Here is a 17,506-nt window from a genome sequence, read left to right as displayed (position 1 = left end):
CGGGCCCATTGAGGCCCGCTTTGCTTTTGTGCCGCAGATGCACCACGGCGCTCGGGTCGCTCACGTCCCTCACGTCCCTCACGTCGCTCAGGCCACGCGGATCACGACCTTGCCGAAGTGCTTGCCGGCTTCCAGCCACGCGTAAGCCTCGGGCGCTTCGTCGAAGCCGAACACGCGGTCCACCACGGGCCGGATCTGCTGCGCCTCAACGAAGCGCGTGACGCTTTCGAGCATCGCCCGGCTGCCGACCATCACGCCGTGCAGCCGCTTCATGCCGCCGATCACAGGTAGCAAGCCCAGCTCCGGCCCCGCAAAGCTCGTCACGCCGCCGATGATCGAAACGAGCCCGCCCATTTTCGCCGCCGCCACCGAGCGCGGCAGCGTATCGCGGCCACCCACCTCGACCACGATGTCCGCGCCTTCGCCGCCCGTTACGCGCAGCACTTCGTTCTGCCACTCGGGCTGCGTGCGGTAGTTGATGGTTGCGTTCGCGCCGAGCGCGCGGGCGCGTTCGAGTTTCGCATCGCTCGACGAGGTGGCGATGGTGCGCAACCCCGCCGCGTGGGCGAGCTGCAACGCCCAGATCGACACGCCGCCGGTGCCGAGCAGCGCCACGGTCGCGCCGGGCTGCGCGCGGCCGTCGGCGAAGATCGCGTTCCATGCGGTAATGCCGGCGCACGAGATCGTCGCGGCTTCCTCGTAGCTCAGATGCGACGGGATCGCGACGAGCGAGCTTTCCGTGGCGACGAAGTGCTCGGCCAGCACGCCGTCGAACTGCGCGCCCGGCGTGCCGCTCACCTTCGACGGAGTGGCGTCGCCGTCGATCCAGTGCGGGAAGTAGGTGTTGATGACGCGCTCGCCGGGTTGGAAGCGCGTCACGGCCGCGCCGACCTCGACGACTTCGCCCGCGCCGTCGGCGAGCGGCACGAGCGAGGCGTCGCCCAGGCCCAGATAGTCGCCGCGCGCGAACATCAGGTCGCGATAGTTGAGCGAGGCCGCGTGAACTTTCACCACCACATCGTGCGGGCCGGCCGCGCGCGGCGTGAAGTCGGCGCGCGCGAGTGCGCCCACGCCAGCGCCGGCCTTGAGTTTCCATGCCTTCATGACTGCTCCGGTACGAGTTGGAGCAGCCATGATAATGTTGCTCACAGGGCGACATTGGTGAGATTCAGGCGACCCACTGTCGCCATCAAGGATACAAAAAAGGAGTGTGAGCATGAGCGAACGGCTGAGCGGCGTGGCGGAATTCGTGGACGTGGTGGATGCGGGCAGCTTCGCGGCAGCGGGCGCGCGCCTTGGCGTGACGCGCTCGGCGGTCGCCAAGATCGTCGCGCGGCTGGAGCAGCGCCTGGGCGTGCGGCTCTTGCAGCGAACCACACGCAGCCTGAGCCTCACCGACGAAGGTCACGCCTACTACGAGCAATGCCGTCGCGTGCTGAGCGACCTGAGCGCCGTGGAGGCCGCGCTCGACCACGGGCGGCGCGAGCCCTCGGGGCGGCTGCGCATCACCGCGCCCGTGCTGTTCGGGCGCCAGTGCGTCGCGCCCGTGGTGCGGCGGCTCGTGGAGCAGTATCCGCGGCTCAATGTCGAGCTTTCGTTCAGCGACCGCGTGGCCGATCTCGCCGACGACGGCTTCGACCTCGCCGTGCGCATTGGCGCGCTGCCCGATCACGGCACGCTCGTCGCGCGGCGGCTGGGCGTGCAGCACATGGGCATTTGCGCCTCGCCCGAGTATCTCGCGCGGCATGGCAAGCCCGCCGACTGGGCGGCGCTCGCCACGCACGCGGGCATTGCCTATGGCCGCGCGGGTCAAACCGCGTCGTGGCGCGTGCGCGATCCGGGCGGCGAGGTGCGCGAATGCCGCCTCGCCTCGCGCCTGTGCTTCGACGACCTGCTGGCGATTGCCGACGCGGCCGCCGCCGGGGCCGGTCTTGCGTGGCTGCCGTGCTGGCTCATGAGCCCGTACCTGAACGACGGCCGCCTCGAACTCGTGATGGACAGCAACACCGTGCTGGGCGACGAGGTGCATGTCGTGCGGCTGACGTCGCGGCACATGCCTTCGAAGGTGCGGGTGGCGGTCGATGCGCTCGTCGCGGACGTTTCGCGCATGCTCGCGGCGTCGCTCGACTGAAGCTTCCCGAAGCGCTGGTGAGCATGACGCCGCGCGCGGCGAGAGTTTCACTCCGCAAAACTTTTGTGCAATGCGCAATGACAGGGCGGGCGGTCAGCCGCTATAAAGCCAGAAAGCGACGTTTTGCTAGTTTCGTTCCATAAAATTCCAGATTCCGGAGACGCTGCAATGGCGCTGTCGACGTCGGTTCAGAAAGCTTGCAGGCTGATGCGTGTGCTGTCCGACCAGCGCAATACCCGTTTGACCGATCTCGCGGGCGCGGCCGGCATCGACAAGGCCTCGGCGCTGCGCCTGCTCGACACGCTCGTGGCCGAAGGTTTCGTCGTGCGCGACGAGAGTTCGAAGGCCTATTCCGTGGGGCCCGAGTGGCTGGTGCTGCGCGCCACCAGCGTGCATCGCATCGACCTGCGCGCCGTGGTGCGCCCGGCGCTGATCCGCCTCGCGCAAAGCTGCGAGGACAGCGTGATCCTGTCCGTGCCGAGCGGCCAGGAGTCGGTCTGCATCGAGATGCGTCCGGGCACCTTTCCTATTCGCGCGAACTATCTGAACGTGGGCAGCCGCCGCCCGCTCGGTGTGGGCGCGGGCAGTCTCGCGCTGCTGGCCGCGCTGCCCGACGCCGAGATGGAGGCGACGCTTGCGGCCATCGTCCCCACGCTCAGGCGCTACCCGCATTTCAGCGCCGCCATGCTGCGCCGCGAAGTGGCGGCAACGCGCGCGCGAGGCTATGCGTTGCTGCTCGACGTGGTGGTCGAGCGCATGGGCGGCATTGCCGTGGCGCTGCATGACCCCGACGGCTACCCGATTGGCGCGATCAGCATTGCCGCGCTCAGCGACCGCATTAGCGAGCGCGAGGAGACGCTCGCGCTTGCGTTACGCCGCGAAGCCGCCGCAGTGAGCGAAGCCTGGCTCAAACCTGGCACGAAACGCACATCGAAAGCGCCCGCTGCCAGGGAACTCTCCAACGTTTGAGCACAGGGCGACCCTGCATCGGCTGAGGCGCGCTCGGTCGAGCGGACAGGATCGATGAATATTACAAAGGACTCCATAGTTAAATGAAATCCGGAAACATGAATCAGACACTTCAGGTCTTGCTGTCGCCGCGCTCGATTGCCGTGATCGGCGCCTCGGAAAATATTCACAAGATCGGCGGACGTCCGTTGCACTACATGCGCCAGCAGGGCTATGCGGGCAAGCTTTATCCCGTCAATCCGCAGCGCGCCGAGATTCAGGGGCTGCCGGCTTTTCCCTCTCTCGACGCGCTGCCTGAAATCCCGGAGCTGGCCATTGTCGTCGTGAGCGGCGAGGCGGCCGTGCAGACCGTGCGCGACTGCGCGCGCCTCGGGGTGGGGGCCGCGATCGTGATCGCCTCGGGTTTCGGCGAGGCGGACGAGGCCGGCAAGCGCATGCAGGACGAGATGGTCGCGATCGCGGCGCAGGCAGGCATGCGCCTCGTGGGGCCGAACAGCCAGGGGCTCGCGAACTTCGGCAACGGCACCATCGCCAGCTTCTCGACGATGTTCATCGAAGTGCCGCCCGCGGACGGCCCGGTCGCGGTCATCAGCCAGAGCGGCGGCGTGAGCGCCATGGTGTACGGCCTGCTGCGCGGCCAGGGCATCGGCGTTCGGCACATGCACGCGACCGGCAACGAAGCCGACGTCACCGTGAGCGACCTCGCTTTGGCGATCGCGCACGACCCCGACGTGAAGCTGATCCTGCTGTACCTCGAAAGCCTCACCGCGCCCGAGGTGCTGGCGCAGGCGGCGGCCGTGGCGCGCCGCCGCGGCGTGCCGATCGTCGCCGTGAAGGCGGGGCGATCGAGCGCCGGGCAACGCGCGGCGGCTTCGCACACGGGGGCGATTGCGAACGAGGACCGGGCCGTGTCGGCCTTCTTCGAGCGGCACGGCATCTATCGCGTGGACGACGCCCATGCGCTCGCGCGTTGCGCGCCGCTTTACCTGCGCGACTGGCAGCCGCAGGGCGCGCAACTCGTCGTGGTCAGCAACTCGGGCGCGAGCTGCGTGATGGCCGCCGACGCCGCCGAGCGTCACGGCCTCGCGCTCGTGCCGCTTGCGCCGCACACCCAGGCCGAGCTGGAAAAGCGTCTGCCCGGTTTTGCCGCGACCGGCAATCCCGTGGACGTCACGGCGGCGCTGCTCACCAACAGCGGTCTGTTCGGCGACGTGCTGCCCGTGGTCGCCACCGACCCGGCCAGCGACCTCGTGCTGCTCGACATCCCCGTTGCGGGCCTGGGCTACGACGTGGAGCGCTTCGCGCGCGACGCGGCCGCGTTTGCCGATACGGCGGGCAAGCCCATCGTCGTGGCCGCCTGGCAGCCGCCGGTCGCGGCGGCGTTTCGCGCCGTGAACGTGCCTACCTATGAGAGCGCCGCGCATGCGATCGCATCGCTGGCCCAATTGACCGCGCATCGCGCCTTGCTGCGCGAAGTCGCCGCCGAAGCGGCGCGTATTGCGGACAGCGCGAACGGTGCGCCTCCACTGCGTCTTGCAACCGCTCACGCGAACGCGCCCGCGCGCACGCTGAGCGAGGCCGCGAGCCTGGCTCGCCTCGCCGCGAGCGGCATACCGGTGGTGGCGCACAAGGCGTGTCACAGCGCGGAGGAGGCCGTCGCGGCATGGCGCGCCTTGGGCGGCCCGGTGGCCGTGAAGGCAAGCTCGCCCGACGTGCCCCACAAGAGCGAGCATGGTCTCGTCGCGCTCAATTGCAACGACGAGGAAAGCGTGGCGCGCGCGTGGCTCGACCAGAACGCGACGCTTGAGCGGCTGGGCGCGGCAAGCGAAGGCATCGTGATCGCACGCATGGAGCGCGCGCCGCGCGAGTGCATGGTGGGCGCGCACTGGGACGCCGAATTCGGCGCGGTCGTGGTGGTGGGCGATGGCGGCAAGTACGTGGAAATCCTGCGCGACACGGCCGTGCTGCTCGCGCCATGCAGCGAAGATGCCGTGCTGCGCGCGCTCGCGCGTCTGCGCATCGCGCCGCTGCTTGCGGGCGTGCGTGGCGAGTCGGCCGTAGACACGCACGCGCTCGCGAAGATCGCCGTGCAGGTGGGCAGGATCATGCACGAGGCCGGCGGGCAGATCCGCTCGATCGACCTCAATCCCGTGATGGTGAGCGCAAGTGGCGCCGTGGTGGTCGACGCGCTCATGGAGGTGGCCGTGGCGCCGTGAGGCGCGGCGCGGCAGGCGAGAGCAAAGCCATTCGATAACCAGAAGGTCAGGCCGGAACTTCAGATCAGGAGGAGACAACAATGCGACAGGACAGTGTCGGCGCGCCATCGCCCGGTGCGAGCGGATCGACCATCGTTGCGGGAGACGACGCAGACGTGCCGTTTCTCGCGCAGGTGTGGGGCGACACGGTGGATATTCGCCATCTCGGCGCCTCGATCGCCATCGGCGTCGCGATGAGCATGGGCGCTTTCACGCTGGGCAAATCGCTGCTCGCTTCATGGGTGCACGATCACGAGCTGGCGCACGCCGGGTCGATGCTCGCGGGGCTCGCAGGCTGCCTGCTGGCCGGCGTGATTTGCGCGCGCCTGTTCAAGCCCAAGCGCGTGGTGGCCGAGCAGGCCATCGACGCGGCGGGCCGCGCGGAGGTGCTGCGCATGCTGGGCGCACAGGCCGGCGGCATCGGCACGATCGCCGATCTTTCGCCAGCCGGGCGCGCCGAGCTTGAGGAACTCGGTATTCTCGACATGTTCGCGCACGCGCAGTCGCAAAGCCCGGAGATGCAGGGAACGCACGGAACAAGCGCGGCAAGCGGCGCGCAAGGCACCCACGCAACGCGAACGGAGGCCTGCTAATGGATGCGCTGCTCCATTCGTTTCTCGTCGCGCTCTCGATGGGCTTGCTCGGCGCGGTCGTGTTCGCGGCGCTCGGCGTGATTTCCGGCACCGACGAAACGGCCACCATCGCGCCGCTCACGCTGCTCGTTGCGTTGCTGGGCGTGCCGCCCGAAGGCGTCTTCACGTTCTTTATCGCGGGGGCCGTCGCCAAGCACATGACCCACGCGATTCCCACCGCGCTGCTCGGCATTCCGGGCGATGCGATGGCGGCCCCGCTGCTCCAGCAGGCCACCATGCTGCGCGCGCTCGGCGTGCCGCATATCGCGCTGCGCAAGATGATTTCCGGGGCCATCGTCGCGGCCTTCATCGCGCTGCCGCTCGCCGTGCTGTTCGCGGTGCTGCTCGCGCCCGTGGCCGGTGTCATCACGAAGGCCGCGCCGTGGGTCTTTCTCGTCGTGGCCATCGGCATTGCTTATCTTTCGCCGGCGCGCTGGGCCGCCGTCGTGCTGCTCGTGCCGTTCGTCATGCTGATCGTGGGCTTGCAGGCGTTGACCGGCCACTATGGCGTCAAGCTGGGCGTGAGCTATTTCCTCGGCATCGCCATTGGCCCGCTGATCGCCGACGTGTTCTCGCTGCTCGCGCCCGCCGAGCGCCGCCGCATGCGTCGCCCGCGCGCATCGACTTTCGTGCTCGCGCCCGACGTCAAGCAATGGAGCGGCTACTTCCCCAATCCGCTCAAGGTGCTGGACCGGCGCCAACTGGGCTGGACGGCCGCCACCGCCGCCATCTCCAGCGCGACCTTCGTGTTCAGCCCCGTTGCGATGACCGTGGTGATGGGCGAGCTGGTCGGCGCCCGGATCAAGCATGCGTATGAGCGCCTCACCACCGTCATTGCCGTGCGCAACGGCGTGACCGAGGCCACTTATATCGCGGAGACGCTGATTCCCCTCATCGCGCTCGGCCTGCCGCTTAGCCCCGTGGCGGCCGGTCCCGCCGCGCCGCTATTCAACGCGCCGCCCCGGTTCTTCGTCAACAGCGCAACGGGCGAGGTGCACAATCTGCATACGATGCTCTCGGGTTGGGAGTTTCTCGTGTTCGGCTTGCTCGGCGTGCTGCTCGCCGCGCTCGTTTCGTATCCGCTCGCCATGAATCATGCACGGCGCGCCGCGCTGTTCGTTTCGAGAAAGCTGAGCCACGAGGCGATCATCGCGACGTTTGCCGGGCTCATCGTGCTGATCAGCGTTTGGGAAGGGCAGTGGCTCGGCCTTGGTGTGATCCTCACCGTCGGTTTGTTCGGAGGGCTGCTTTCGCGCGTGTTCGCGTTCAACGCAGGCGTTCAGTTCATGGGCTATTACGTAGCCGTACTGAGCGTGCCGGCGCTGAGCCGACTGTTTTGACGAGGCGCATGCGCCCTGGGTAATCGCGTTTTCTACGGTATCGACATCATGAACTTTGATCTTTCACCTGAACTGCTGGAACTGAGAGACCGCACGCGGCGTTTTATCGCCGAGCAGGTCATTCCGCTGGAGTCCGACGTGCGCCACGACTCGCACGGGCCGAGCGAGGCGCTGCGCCGCGAGCTGATCGAACGCGCGCGCGCTGCGGGTCTGCTCACGCCGCATGCCTCGACATCCATGGGCGGCCTCGGGCTGAGCCATGTCGCGAAGGCCGTGGTATTCGAAGAGGCGGGCTATTCGTGGCTCGGCCCGACCGCGCTCAATATTCACGCCCCCGACGAAGGCAACATCCATCTGATGGAAGCCGTTGCCTCCGAAGCGCAAAAGGCGCGCTGGCTGCGCCCGCAGGTGGAGGGGCGCGCGCGTTCGTGCTTCGCGATGACCGAACCCTCGCCGGGCGCTGGCGCCGATCCGTCGATGCTCGCCACGACGGCCGTGCGTGACGGCGACGACTACCTCATCACTGGACGCAAGTGGTTCATCACGGGTGCGAGCGGCGCCGACTATGCCATCGTCATGGCGCGCATGGAAGACGGCACGGCCACGATGTTCCTCACCGACATGAGCCGCGAAGGCATTCGGCTGGAGCGCAGCATGGAGGCGATGGACCGCTGCTTCACGGGCGGCCACGGCGTGCTCGCGTTCGAGCGCGTGCGCATTCCGGCGAGCGACGTGCTCGGCGAAGTCGGCAAGGGCTTTCGTTACGCACAGGTGCGTCTTGCGCCCGCGCGCCTCACGCATTGCATGCGCTGGCTGGGCCAGGCGCGGCGCGCTCACGACATTGCCACGGCCTATGCGCGCGAGCGCCAGGCGTTCGGCAAGCCGCTAGGCGCGCACGAGGGCGTGGGCTTCATGCTGGCCGACAATGACATGGACCTGCAAACGTCGCGCCTGCATATCTGGCACACGGCATGGCTGCTCGATCAGGGCCAGCGCGGCAACTTCGAGTCGAGCCGCGCGAAGGTGGTGTGCTCCGAAGCGCTGTGGCGCACCGTGGACCGCTGCGTGCAGATGCTCGGCGGGCAGGGCGTGACGGCGGAGACGGCCGTGATGCGCATCTTCATGGACATGCGCGCGTTCCGGATTTACGACGGCCCGAGCGAGGTGCACCGCTGGAGCATGGCGCGAAAGATTGTCGAAGCCAGCGAGGGAAAAGCGTGATGACGGATATCGCAAAGCGCTTTTCGCTGGAAGGGCGCACGGCGCTGGTGACCGGGGCGTCGAGCGGCCTTGGCCGTCATTTTGGACAACTACTTGCTGCGGCGGGGGCACGGGTTGCCGTCTCGGCGCGCAATGTGGGCAGCCTCGGCGAACTCGTGGGGGAGATCGAGGCGGCGGGCGGGGAGGCGCGCGCCATGCGGCTCGACGTGACCGACGCGCAGAGCGTGCGCGCCTGCTTCGACGAACTGGGCGCGTGGGGTGCGCCTGACATCGTCGTCAACAACGCAGGCGTGACGGTCACGAAGCCGCTGCTGGAGCAAACCGGCGAGGACTTCGAGCACGTCATCGACACCAACTTCAAGGGATGCTGGAACGTCGCGACCGAAGCGGGCCGCCGGATGGTTGCGGCGCAAACGCGCGGCGCGATCGTCAATATCGCGTCGATTCTCGGCGAGCGGGTGGCGAACGGCGTGGCGCCTTATGCGGCCTCGAAAGCGGCCGTCATTCAGCTTACCCGCTCGATGGCGCTCGAACTCGCACGCTACGACATCCGCGTCAACGCGCTGCTGCCGGGCTATGTCGAGACCAACCTGAATCGCGACTTCCTGAACAGCGAGCCCGGCCAGAAGCTGCGCATGCGTATTCCCAGCCGGCGCTTCAGCACGATGTCCGACCTCGACGGTCCGCTGCTGCTGCTCGTGTCCGACGCGGGGCGCGCCATGTCGGGCTCGGCCGTCGCCGTGGATCGCGCTCATCTCGTGAGTTCGCTATGACGCATGTTCCGTTTCAGGCGCGCCTCGAAGCCTGGTTGCGCGAGCAAGGGTATGCCGGGCCTGGCGCGATTGCCATCGCGCCGCTCACGGGCGGCCAGTCGAATCCTACCTTCCGCATCGATTGCGCGGGGGGCCGCTACGTGCTGCGCAAGAAGCCGCCAGGCGTGCTGCTCGCCTCCGCGCACGCGATCGACCGCGAGTACCGCGTGATGAAAGCGCTGCGCGGCACGGCGGTGCCGGTGCCGGAAATGCTCGTGTGGTGCGATGACGAATCCATCGTCGGGACGCCGTTCTATTTGATGGAGTTCGTCGAAGGCCGCGTGCTCGCGGATCAGTCGCTGCCCGGCATGACGCCCGCGCGGCGCGGCGAAATCTACGCGCAGATGAACCATGTGATCGCGCCGCTGCACGGCATCGATATCGAGGCCGTGGGGCTCGCCGGTTTCGGCAAGTCAGGCAATTATTTCGAGCGGCAGATCGCGCGCTGGACGCGGCAGTGCCGCGACGCGGCGCAGCCCGTTAGCGCCGACATGCAGCGGCTGATGGAATGGCTGCCCGAGCGCGTGCCCGCCGACGACGAGACGACGCTCGTGCACGGCGACTTCAGGCTCGACAATCTCGTGTTTCATCCGGTGGAGGATCGCGTGGTCGCGGTGCTCGATTGGGAACTGGCGACGCTAGGCCACCCGCTTGCCGATTTCGCTTACCACTGCATGAGCTGGAGGATCGCGCCCGACGTGTGGCGCGGCATTGCAGGCCTGAATCTCAATGAACTTGGCATTCCTGAGGAGTCGGCCTATATGCGGCAATACGAGGCCGCTACCGGGCGACGCTTGAGCGAGCATTGGGAGTTCTACCTCGCCTACAACCTCTTTCGCATGGCCGCCATTTTGCACGGCATAGGCGAGCGCGCGCGGCAGGGCAACGCGGCCTCGGCCGACGCCCGCGAAACCGGCGCGAAGGCCGCGCCGCTGGCCGCGCTGGGATGGCAGTGCGCACAGCGCTACGACGCCGCGCGCAGCGCGAGCGCATCAACGAGACCTGGAGCAGGAGACTAAGCGGATGGGCAAGCTATACGAGAACGCGGCAAGCGCGTTCGATGGACTGCTGCGCGACGGGCAGCTACTGGCGGTCGGCGGATTCGGTTTGTGTGGCATTCCCGAAATGTTGATTGACGCGCTCGTGCAGACCGGCGTGCGCGGGCTCACGGTGATCTCCAATAACGCGGGCGTCGACGAATTCGGCCTTGGAAAGCTGCTGCAAACGCGGCAAATCCGCAAGATGATCGCGAGCTACGTGGGCGAGAACAAGGAGTTCGAGCGCCAGTACCTGGAGGGCGAACTGGAACTCGAATTCACGCCGCAAGGCACGCTGGCCGAGCGACTGCGCGCGGGCGGCGCGGGCATTCCCGCGTTCTTCACGAAGACTGGCGTGGGCACGATGGTCGCGCAAGGCAAGGAGGTGCGCGAATTCGACGGCGAAGCCTACGTGATGGAGCGCGCGCTCGTGCCGGAAGTTGCGCTCGTGAAGGCCTGGAAGGCCGATCGCGCGGGCAATCTGGTGTTTCGCCGCACGGCGCGCAACTTCAACCCGGCCGTGGCGATGGCGGGCAAGACGACGGTGGCCGAGGTGGAGGAAGTGGTGGAGTGCGGCGTGCTCGATCCGGACGAGATTCATTTGCCCGGCATCTACGTGCATCGCATCGTCGTGAATCCCACCCCCGAAAAGCGCATTGAACGGCGCATGACTTCCGCCCACGCAGGAGACTGAGCATGGCATGGCAGCACGAACAGATGGCGAAGCGCGCCGCGCAGGAACTGGAGGACGGCTACTACGTGAACCTGGGCATCGGCCTTCCCACTCTGGTGGCCAACCACGTGAGCGCGGGCAAGGAAGTCTGGTTTCACAGCGAAAACGGCATGCTGGGCATCGGACCCTACCCCGGCGAGGCGGAAGTGGACCCCGACATCATCAATGCGGGCAAGGAAACGGTGACGACGATACCGGGCACGAGCATCGTGGGCTCGCACGAGAGCTTCGCGATGGTGCGAGGCGGCAAGCTCGACCTTTCGATTCTCGGCGCGCTACAGGTGAGCGAGCGCGGCGATCTGGCGAACTGGATGATACCCGGCAAGAAGGTGAAGGGCATGGGCGGCGCGATGGATCTGGTGGCTGGCGTACGCCGTGTCGTCGTGCTGATGGAGCACGTGGTGCCCAAGAAGGACGGCGGTTGGGAATGGAAGATCCTGCCCGAATGCACCTTGCCGCTCACGGGCGTGCGCGTGATCGACCGGATCATCACCGACCTGGGCGTGATCGACGTGAGTACGGACGGCCTGCGCGTGGTCGAACTGGCCGAAGGCGTGACGCATGAGGAGATGCAGGCGAAGACGGGAGCGAAGTTGATATGGTAAGCATCATCAGGCAATTTTGTGGAACGAGCACTGGCGTAGGGAGGCAGCGATGAGCGAAGGAAGCCAGGCGTGGATCACGGGCGCGGCCGGCACCGCGTTCGGTAAATTTCCCGGCCGCAACGCGCTCGACCTGATGGCGCAGGCGGGCACCGGCGCGCTCGAAGCGGCCGCGCTCGAACGCGGCGACATCGACGGACTCATTTGCGGCTATGCCACAACGTTGCCGCATCTCATGCTTTCCACACTGTTTGCGGAGCGCTTCGGCCTGCGCCCGTCCTATGCGCACAGCCTTCAGTTGGGCGGCGCATCGGGCGCGGCCATGCTCATGCTCGCCGCCGAACTCGTGAGCTCAGGACGCTGCCGCAACGTGCTCGTGGTGGCGGGCGAAAACCGCTTGAGCGGGCAATCACGCGACGCGTCGATCCAGACGCTGGCGCAGGTTGGCGATCCGGACTACGAAGTGGTATATGGCGGGTCGGTTCCCGCTTACTACGCGCTATTCGCGTCGCAATACATGCATCGGGCGGGCGTGACGGAGCGCGATCTCGCGGAATTCGCCGTGCTCATGCGTGCGCGGGCAAGCCGCCATGAAGGCGCGCAACTGCGCGAGCCGATTTCCGTGGAGGACGTGCTCGCTTCGAAGGCGATTGCCGCGCCGCTCAAGCTGCTCGATTGCTGCCCGATCTCGGATGGCGCGATGGCGCTGGTCGTGAGCGCGAAGCCGGGTGCGAACGCGCGCATCGCCGTGACGGGAAGCGGGCAGGCGCACCGCCATCAGCATCTCACGGCGATCGACGACGTGTTCGCTTGCGGCGCGCAGGAGGCGTCGGCACGCGCGTTCGCGTCGGCGGGCCTCGAACGCAGTGACATCGACTATCTCGGCATCTACGACTCCTTCACGATCACGCTGGTTTCGCTGCTCGAAGAAATCGGTTTCGCGCCACGCGGTGAAGCCGCTCGCCTGGCGCGCGCGGGCGAATTCGACCCCGGCGGCAGTCTGCCCCTGAACACGCACGGCGGTCTGCTTTCGTTCGGTCATTGCGGCGTGGCAGGGGGCATGGCGCACGCCGTCGAGGCCTGGCTGCAAATGGCGGAGCGCGCACAGGCGCGCCAAATCCGTGCGCCACGGCACGCATTCATTCACGCGGACGGCGGCGTGTTGTCGTCGCACGTGAGCCTGATCCTGTCTCGCGAGGGGTAGTCATGCAAGAAGAACTTGTTTCCCGTTCGGACGGTGCGCTCGCGCATGTGGAAGGGCTGCGCCACGGCGTGCTTCGATTCCAGCGATGCACCTCCTGTGCCCGTGCGCAAACGCTGGCGCGCTACGCCTGCTCGGGCTGCGGAAAATCGACGTTGGTCTGGGAGGACTCGAACGCACAGGGCAATGTCGTTGCGATCACAACGGTCACGCGCGCGCCTTCCGAGGCGTTCGCGGCGCTCGCGCCTTATGTGCTCGTTATCGTGGAGTTGGATGAGGGCGCGCGGGTCATGGGGCATGGTGCGAAGGGGCTTCGTATCGGCGATCGCGTTGCCGCCACCTATTTCGCGCATGGCGAGCGCACGCTGCTGCGCTTTGTTGCGCTGGAAGGTTGAGAGGCGCTTAGCCGGTTTGACAAATCCGGCGAACGCCTCCCACGTTATCTCACCGCGCGGCCTCGCCCTGGCGAAGCGCCGCCGGTTTCACGAAGAGCAGAATCGTCAATCCGCCCAGGATCATCACCGCCGCCACCAGCCAGTTCGCGAGCGTGAGGCTACCCGTTCTCGTGCGGATCAAGCCGAGCACGAACGGACTGACGAACCCGGCAAGCTGACCGAGACTGTTGATGAGCGCCACGCCCCCGGCGGCAGCCGCGCCGCGCAGGTACGCGGGCGGAATCGACCAATAAGCGGGAAAGAGCCCGATCGAGCCCGCCGCCGCGACAGACAACAGACAGAACGAGAGCAGCATGTGCCCTTGCAGATACACCATGGCGACGAGCGAAACAGCGCCGATGAAGGCGGGAATCGCGCAGTGCCAGCGGCGCTCCAGCTTGCGGTCCGAGTGATGACCGTTGGCGATGATCGCGGCGCACGTGACGCCATACGATACGGCAGTGAGCAACCCGACATGGAAAACGTCCGTCACGCCGATGCCGCGAATGATCGTCGGCATCCAGAAACCGATCAGATTGCTGCCGCACGAGAAGCAGAACAGGGCGAGGGCGAGCGCGTAGACCTTGATGTCGCGAATCGCCGCCATGAACGACGTGGCGTGGCGCTCGCGCTTGCCGCCTTGCGTACCGGCTTCCAGCAGCAGATCCTGGCGGATGCGCGCCTTTTGCGCGGCGCTGAGCCAGCGCGCCTCCTCGGGGCTTTCGTCGAGCCTGAAGTAAATGAACAGCCCGAGCATCACGCTCGGCAAGCCTTCGAGCACGAACAGCCACTGCCAGCCGTTGAATCCCCACTGGCCATGAAAGCGGCTCATGATCCAGCCCGAAAGCGGGCCGTTCACGATGCCCGCAATCGGAATGGCGGTGAGGAACTTGCCGAGAAAGCGGCCGCGCCAGGCGTCCGGAAACCAGCGCGTGCAATACACGACGATGCCGGGAAAGAAGCCCGCTTCGAATACGCCGAGAAAAAAGCGCATCACGTAGAACTGACCAGGCGTCCGGGCGAACGCGGTGCCCATCGACATGAGGCCCCACAGCACCATGATGCGCGTGAGCGTCTTGCGCGCGCCGAACTTCTGGAGCAGCAGGTTGGCAGGCACCTCGGTCATCACGTAGCCAATGAAGAAGATGCCCGCGCCGAAGCCGTACATCGCGTCGCTCAGCCCCAGGTCCGCCTGCATCTGCAACTTGGCGAAGCCGACATTGAGGCGGTCGATGTAGGCGACGATGTAGCACATCATCAGCAAGGGCAGCAGCCGTCGCGTGACCCTTGCGTAGACATCGGCAGAGGACGCCGTGGTGGCGTCCAATGGCGCAGCGAGATCGATCTGTTCGTATGACATTATTGTTTGTCTCCTCGTGGGTGGATCGATCAGGCCGCGGCCAGCACCGCCTTGCCTGCCAGGCGCGACGCGAGCGCCTCGGGCACCTCGATTTGGAAACCGAGCACGGCGCTCGCGAGCGCCTTGCCGTAGTTATCGAGGCACAGGCTTCGCGAAACGCCGCCGCCCAGTGCGCCATTCGCCACGAAATTCAATGCGTGGATGTTGTCCATTTCGTAACGCGTCACGCTGCCGGTAATCGCGCCTCGGTAAAACGCCTTGAAGCGCGGCGCGGTGAGCTGATCTTTCAAAAGCGCATAGAACGCCGGTTCATAGGCGAACACGGCGATATTCGACGTATTGCCCTTGTCGCCCGAGCGCGTGTGGGCCAGATGCTGAAGAAGGACTTTCATGGAAATTAGCTCTCGAAGTATTCAATTGAAGCCTGCACCTGCTCGCGCGCGACGAGCGCCGACCACACGCCGATGACTTCGCGCGTGCGGTCCTGATGCGGCACACGCTTGCCCGTGTGAGCGATGCCCGAGACGGCCATGCCGTCCACCTCGCGGCCGACCTTGGCCGCTTCCGCGCGCGTGCGCGTGCGCGCGGCGACACGCACGGCGATCTCGTACGGTTCGGGCGCATCTTCCGGTGTCGCCGCGCCATGAATCGCGTTGAGACCGAGGAAGTCGATGCGAAGGTCCTGGGCGTCGAGCTTGACGAGCTTGAAGCGTTCCTCCAGCACTTGCTTTGCGAGCTTCGCGCGCCGCAATGCGCCCGGTCCCGCGTAGAAGAACATGTCCTCGCCGATGAAGCCTTCGAGGCAGCCAATCGATACCTTCAACGTGTCGGTGCGCGGTTTGCCGGTGAGCCCGGTCACGCGCACGCGTTGCTCGTCGATCTGTTCGAGCTTCGCCTGGGTGAAGTCGACAACGGCGTCGGGCGTGATGTAGTTGGCTGGATCGTGGACTTCATAAAGCATTTGCTCTTTTACGGTTTGCAGCGTGATGGCGCCGCCTGTGCCCGCCACTCGGGAAATCACGACGTCGCCGTTCGGTTCGACTTCGGCAATCGGGAAGGCCAGATTCCACGGCATGGGCACGTCCTTGAAGCCGGGATCGCAGAAGTAGCCACCCGTGATCTGCGCGCCGCATTCGAGCAGGTGGCCTATCGCGCTGCCCGCGCCGATGCGCGCGTAATCGTTCGCCTCCCAGCCGAACTCGTGCATGAGTGGCGCGAGAAAAAGCGAGGGGTCGGCCACGCGCCCCGTGATGACGATGCGCGCGCCGTCACGCAGCGCATCGACGATCGGTTCGGCGCCCATATAGGCTTCCGCCGAGATCAGCGTGGGTTCCAGTTCGCGCAACGGTGCGCCCGTTTCCATGATGGAGTCGGCCATGTCGAGCACGCGTTTGCCGATCAGGCTGCCGTTGACGGCGGCGACCTTTACGCCGTGTATGCCCATTTCGCTCAGCAACTCGACAACGCGCCGGGCGGCGCGCGTCGGATCGATCCAGCCTTGATTCGAAATGATGCGGGTATTGCCGCGCATGCACGCGGGCAGCACGGCGCGCATGCGTTCGTCGAGATACGTGTCGTAGCCAGGAAACGCCGGATCGCGGCGCGCGCGAACCTGCGCCGCCGACACGGTCGCCTCCGCCATGGTTTCAAAACACAGGTAATCGAGTGCGCCGTGTTCGGCGCTAAGGGCGGCGGGTTCGATGCGGTCTCCCCACCAACCGCTACCCGACCCGATGCGAATGCTATGGCTCATCTATCCATTCCCGTGGTGATTGTCGGTCCATTTTGTACAATTCACAGGCGCTTACCAATGACTCTGGCGGAACACCGCCTGTGAATTCGATTCATAAAGAAAGCGAGCAAACTGCATGGACAAATTCGGCGAGATGACCGTGTTCCTGTGCGTCGCAAAGGAAGGCAGCTTTTCGGCGGCGGGCCGGCGCTTGCAGTTGTCGCCCTCGGCCGTGAGCAAGCTGATCGCGCGGGTGGAGCAGCGCCTGAACGTGCGCTTGTTCGAGCGCGTTGCCGGGTCCATTCACCTCACGCAGGAAGGGCTCGCCTTCAGGCAGGCCAGCCAGCGCGTGGTGGACGCCATGAATGACGCCGAGAACAGTGTGATTTCGTCGGATGCGGAAATATCAGGCCAACTGACTATCCACACGGCGCTCACCACCGCCAAATACTTGCTGGCTCCCTTACTGGAAGAGTTTCTGGAGCGCTACCCCAGGATCAAGCTCAAGTTCATGCTCGGAACCGAGCGCGCGGACTTCGCAAGACAGAGTATTGATGTCGCCATTCACAGCGAGCAGCCCACCGAACTCTCTCTCGTGGCGAAGCCGCTCATGCCCAGGCCCTGGGTCGTCGCAGCCGCGCCCGCGTATTTGCAGAAGTTCGGCGTGCCCGCAACACCCGACGAACTCGCGCAACATCGCTGCCTGAACTTCACGATCCGCACGCAGTGGAATTCGTGGACGTTTCGCGAGGCAGGCGCGCTGACCACGATCGCGACCACGGGGCATTTGAGCGCCGACCAGGGCGAACTGCTCCGGACCTTCGCCATCAACGGGCTGGGTGTGGTGCGCCTCGCGCGATTTCATATTGCCGAAGACATCCGGCGCGGTGCGCTCGTGCCCCTGCTCGAAGCGTTTCAGGAGCCGTCAGCAGACGTCTTCTACGCGCTGTATCCGCAAGGGCGCGTGCTGGCGCCGCGTGTGCGCGCCTTCCTCTCGTTTCTGGAAGAGCGTCTGCCGCGCAATTGACGAAATTTCATCAACGTTTC

The 17,506-nt window shown here is 66.2% G+C and carries 17 protein-coding genes; 13 read left to right on the top strand and 4 right to left on the bottom strand.

Features of this window, described 5'->3' with window-relative positions:
* Positions 1–87 precede the first annotated feature (87 nt).
* Positions 88–1,104 (bottom strand): zinc-dependent alcohol dehydrogenase family protein, encoded by a 1,017-nt coding sequence (locus C7401_RS26715; protein ID WP_112174438.1) that lies wholly within the window; start codon positions 1,102–1,104, stop codon positions 88–90.
* A 112-nt stretch (positions 1,105–1,216) separates the two neighbouring features.
* Here C7401_RS26715 and C7401_RS26710 point away from each other — a divergent pair, with 112 nt between their 5' ends.
* From C7401_RS26710 to C7401_RS26655, 12 genes are all read left to right on the top strand, one after another.
* A complete protein-coding gene (locus C7401_RS26710) occupies positions 1,217–2,131 on the top strand; it encodes a LysR family transcriptional regulator (protein ID WP_112174437.1) in 915 nt (304 codons plus the stop codon).
* A 168-nt stretch (positions 2,132–2,299) separates the two neighbouring features.
* On the top strand, positions 2,300–3,100 hold the full coding sequence (locus C7401_RS26705) for an IclR family transcriptional regulator (protein ID WP_112174436.1): 801 nt from the start codon (positions 2,300–2,302) through the stop codon (positions 3,098–3,100).
* A gap of 98 nt (positions 3,101–3,198) precedes the next feature.
* Positions 3,199–5,316: an acetate--CoA ligase family protein gene (locus C7401_RS26700; RefSeq protein WP_112174435.1), complete on the top strand. Its 2,118-nt coding sequence runs from the start codon at positions 3,199–3,201 to the stop codon at positions 5,314–5,316.
* Between the two features lie 80 nt (positions 5,317–5,396).
* On the top strand, positions 5,397–5,948 hold the full coding sequence (locus C7401_RS26695) for a hypothetical protein (RefSeq protein WP_258397246.1): 552 nt from the start codon (positions 5,397–5,399) through the stop codon (positions 5,946–5,948).
* The gene (locus C7401_RS26690) at positions 5,948–7,327 is read left to right on the top strand and encodes a tripartite tricarboxylate transporter permease (protein WP_112174434.1); all 1,380 of its coding nucleotides are present in this window, start codon (positions 5,948–5,950) and stop codon (positions 7,325–7,327) included. The genes C7401_RS26695 and C7401_RS26690 overlap by 1 nt, the downstream gene beginning before the upstream one ends.
* Before the next feature lie 48 nt (positions 7,328–7,375).
* Positions 7,376–8,548: an acyl-CoA dehydrogenase family protein gene (locus C7401_RS26685; protein ID WP_112174433.1), complete on the top strand. Its 1,173-nt coding sequence runs from the start codon at positions 7,376–7,378 to the stop codon at positions 8,546–8,548.
* The gene (locus C7401_RS26680; protein WP_112174432.1) at positions 8,548–9,321 is read left to right on the top strand and encodes an SDR family NAD(P)-dependent oxidoreductase; all 774 of its coding nucleotides are present in this window, start codon (positions 8,548–8,550) and stop codon (positions 9,319–9,321) included. The genes C7401_RS26685 and C7401_RS26680 overlap by 1 nt, the downstream gene beginning before the upstream one ends.
* Positions 9,318–10,379 (top strand): phosphotransferase family protein, encoded by a 1,062-nt coding sequence (locus tag C7401_RS26675; RefSeq protein WP_112174431.1) that lies wholly within the window; start codon positions 9,318–9,320, stop codon positions 10,377–10,379. Before C7401_RS26680 ends, C7401_RS26675 begins: the two co-directional genes overlap by 4 nt.
* A gap of 4 nt (positions 10,380–10,383) precedes the next feature.
* On the top strand, positions 10,384–11,091 hold the full coding sequence (locus C7401_RS26670) for a CoA transferase subunit A (RefSeq protein ID WP_112174430.1): 708 nt from the start codon (positions 10,384–10,386) through the stop codon (positions 11,089–11,091).
* 2 nt (positions 11,092–11,093) lie between these two features.
* Positions 11,094–11,735, top strand: a complete 642-nt coding sequence (locus tag C7401_RS26665; RefSeq protein ID WP_112174429.1) for a 3-oxoacid CoA-transferase subunit B — start codon at positions 11,094–11,096, stop codon at positions 11,733–11,735.
* 49 nt (positions 11,736–11,784) lie between these two features.
* The gene (locus C7401_RS26660; RefSeq protein WP_112174428.1) at positions 11,785–12,936 is read left to right on the top strand and encodes a thiolase family protein; all 1,152 of its coding nucleotides are present in this window, start codon (positions 11,785–11,787) and stop codon (positions 12,934–12,936) included.
* Between the two features lie 2 nt (positions 12,937–12,938).
* Positions 12,939–13,328 (top strand): Zn-ribbon domain-containing OB-fold protein, encoded by a 390-nt coding sequence (locus tag C7401_RS26655; protein ID WP_112174427.1) that lies wholly within the window; start codon positions 12,939–12,941, stop codon positions 13,326–13,328.
* A gap of 49 nt (positions 13,329–13,377) precedes the next feature.
* Here the strand turns inward: C7401_RS26655 and C7401_RS26650 are convergent, their stop codons facing one another.
* Genes C7401_RS26650 through C7401_RS26640 form a run of 3 tightly spaced genes read right to left on the bottom strand, consistent with a single transcriptional unit; the run spans position 13,378 to position 16,480 of the window.
* Entirely contained in the window at positions 13,378–14,727 is a 1,350-nt protein-coding gene (locus C7401_RS26650) for an MFS transporter (protein ID WP_112174426.1), read from the bottom strand.
* Positions 14,728–14,756: 29 nt separating this feature from the next.
* Positions 14,757–15,119 (bottom strand): AtuA-related protein, encoded by a 363-nt coding sequence (locus C7401_RS26645; RefSeq protein ID WP_112174425.1) that lies wholly within the window; start codon positions 15,117–15,119, stop codon positions 14,757–14,759.
* A 5-nt stretch (positions 15,120–15,124) separates the two neighbouring features.
* Positions 15,125–16,480, bottom strand: a complete 1,356-nt coding sequence (locus C7401_RS26640) for an acyclic terpene utilization AtuA family protein (RefSeq protein ID WP_112174424.1) — start codon at positions 16,478–16,480, stop codon at positions 15,125–15,127.
* A gap of 115 nt (positions 16,481–16,595) precedes the next feature.
* Here C7401_RS26640 and C7401_RS26635 point away from each other — a divergent pair, with 115 nt between their 5' ends.
* A complete protein-coding gene (locus tag C7401_RS26635) occupies positions 16,596–17,486 on the top strand; it encodes a LysR family transcriptional regulator (protein WP_112174423.1) in 891 nt (296 codons plus the stop codon).
* Positions 17,487–17,506: the final 20 nt, after the last annotated feature.

Source organism: Paraburkholderia unamae (assembly GCF_003268775.1).
In the GTDB taxonomy this organism is placed as follows: Bacteria; Pseudomonadota; Gammaproteobacteria; order Burkholderiales; family Burkholderiaceae; genus Paraburkholderia; species Paraburkholderia unamae.
Note: the sequence above shows the minus strand (reverse complement) of the source record. Positions and strands in the feature narration are given on the sequence as shown.

Excerpts from the sequence above, each read along its gene's own strand:
- C7401_RS26715 (WP_112174438.1), bottom strand. The coding sequence starts at position 1,104 with ATGAAGGCATGGAAACTCAAGGCCGGCGCTGGCGTGGGCGCACTCGCG.
- C7401_RS26710 (WP_112174437.1), top strand. The coding sequence starts at position 1,217 with ATGAGCGAACGGCTGAGCGGCGTGGCGGAATTCGTGGACGTGGTGGAT.
- C7401_RS26705 (WP_112174436.1), top strand. The coding sequence starts at position 2,300 with ATGGCGCTGTCGACGTCGGTTCAGAAAGCTTGCAGGCTGATGCGTGTG.
- C7401_RS26700 (WP_112174435.1), top strand. The coding sequence starts at position 3,199 with ATGAATCAGACACTTCAGGTCTTGCTGTCGCCGCGCTCGATTGCCGTG.
- C7401_RS26695 (WP_258397246.1), top strand. The coding sequence starts at position 5,397 with ATGCGACAGGACAGTGTCGGCGCGCCATCGCCCGGTGCGAGCGGATCG.
- C7401_RS26690 (WP_112174434.1), top strand. The coding sequence starts at position 5,948 with ATGGATGCGCTGCTCCATTCGTTTCTCGTCGCGCTCTCGATGGGCTTG.
- C7401_RS26685 (WP_112174433.1), top strand. The coding sequence starts at position 7,376 with ATGAACTTTGATCTTTCACCTGAACTGCTGGAACTGAGAGACCGCACG.
- C7401_RS26680 (WP_112174432.1), top strand. The coding sequence starts at position 8,548 with ATGACGGATATCGCAAAGCGCTTTTCGCTGGAAGGGCGCACGGCGCTG.
- C7401_RS26675 (WP_112174431.1), top strand. The coding sequence starts at position 9,318 with ATGACGCATGTTCCGTTTCAGGCGCGCCTCGAAGCCTGGTTGCGCGAG.
- C7401_RS26670 (WP_112174430.1), top strand. The coding sequence starts at position 10,384 with ATGGGCAAGCTATACGAGAACGCGGCAAGCGCGTTCGATGGACTGCTG.
- C7401_RS26665 (WP_112174429.1), top strand. The coding sequence starts at position 11,094 with ATGGCATGGCAGCACGAACAGATGGCGAAGCGCGCCGCGCAGGAACTG.
- C7401_RS26660 (WP_112174428.1), top strand. The coding sequence starts at position 11,785 with ATGAGCGAAGGAAGCCAGGCGTGGATCACGGGCGCGGCCGGCACCGCG.
- C7401_RS26655 (WP_112174427.1), top strand. The coding sequence starts at position 12,939 with ATGCAAGAAGAACTTGTTTCCCGTTCGGACGGTGCGCTCGCGCATGTG.
- C7401_RS26650 (WP_112174426.1), bottom strand. The coding sequence starts at position 14,727 with ATGTCATACGAACAGATCGATCTCGCTGCGCCATTGGACGCCACCACG.
- C7401_RS26645 (WP_112174425.1), bottom strand. The coding sequence starts at position 15,119 with ATGAAAGTCCTTCTTCAGCATCTGGCCCACACGCGCTCGGGCGACAAG.
- C7401_RS26640 (WP_112174424.1), bottom strand. The coding sequence starts at position 16,480 with ATGAGCCATAGCATTCGCATCGGGTCGGGTAGCGGTTGGTGGGGAGAC.
- C7401_RS26635 (WP_112174423.1), top strand. The coding sequence starts at position 16,596 with ATGGACAAATTCGGCGAGATGACCGTGTTCCTGTGCGTCGCAAAGGAA.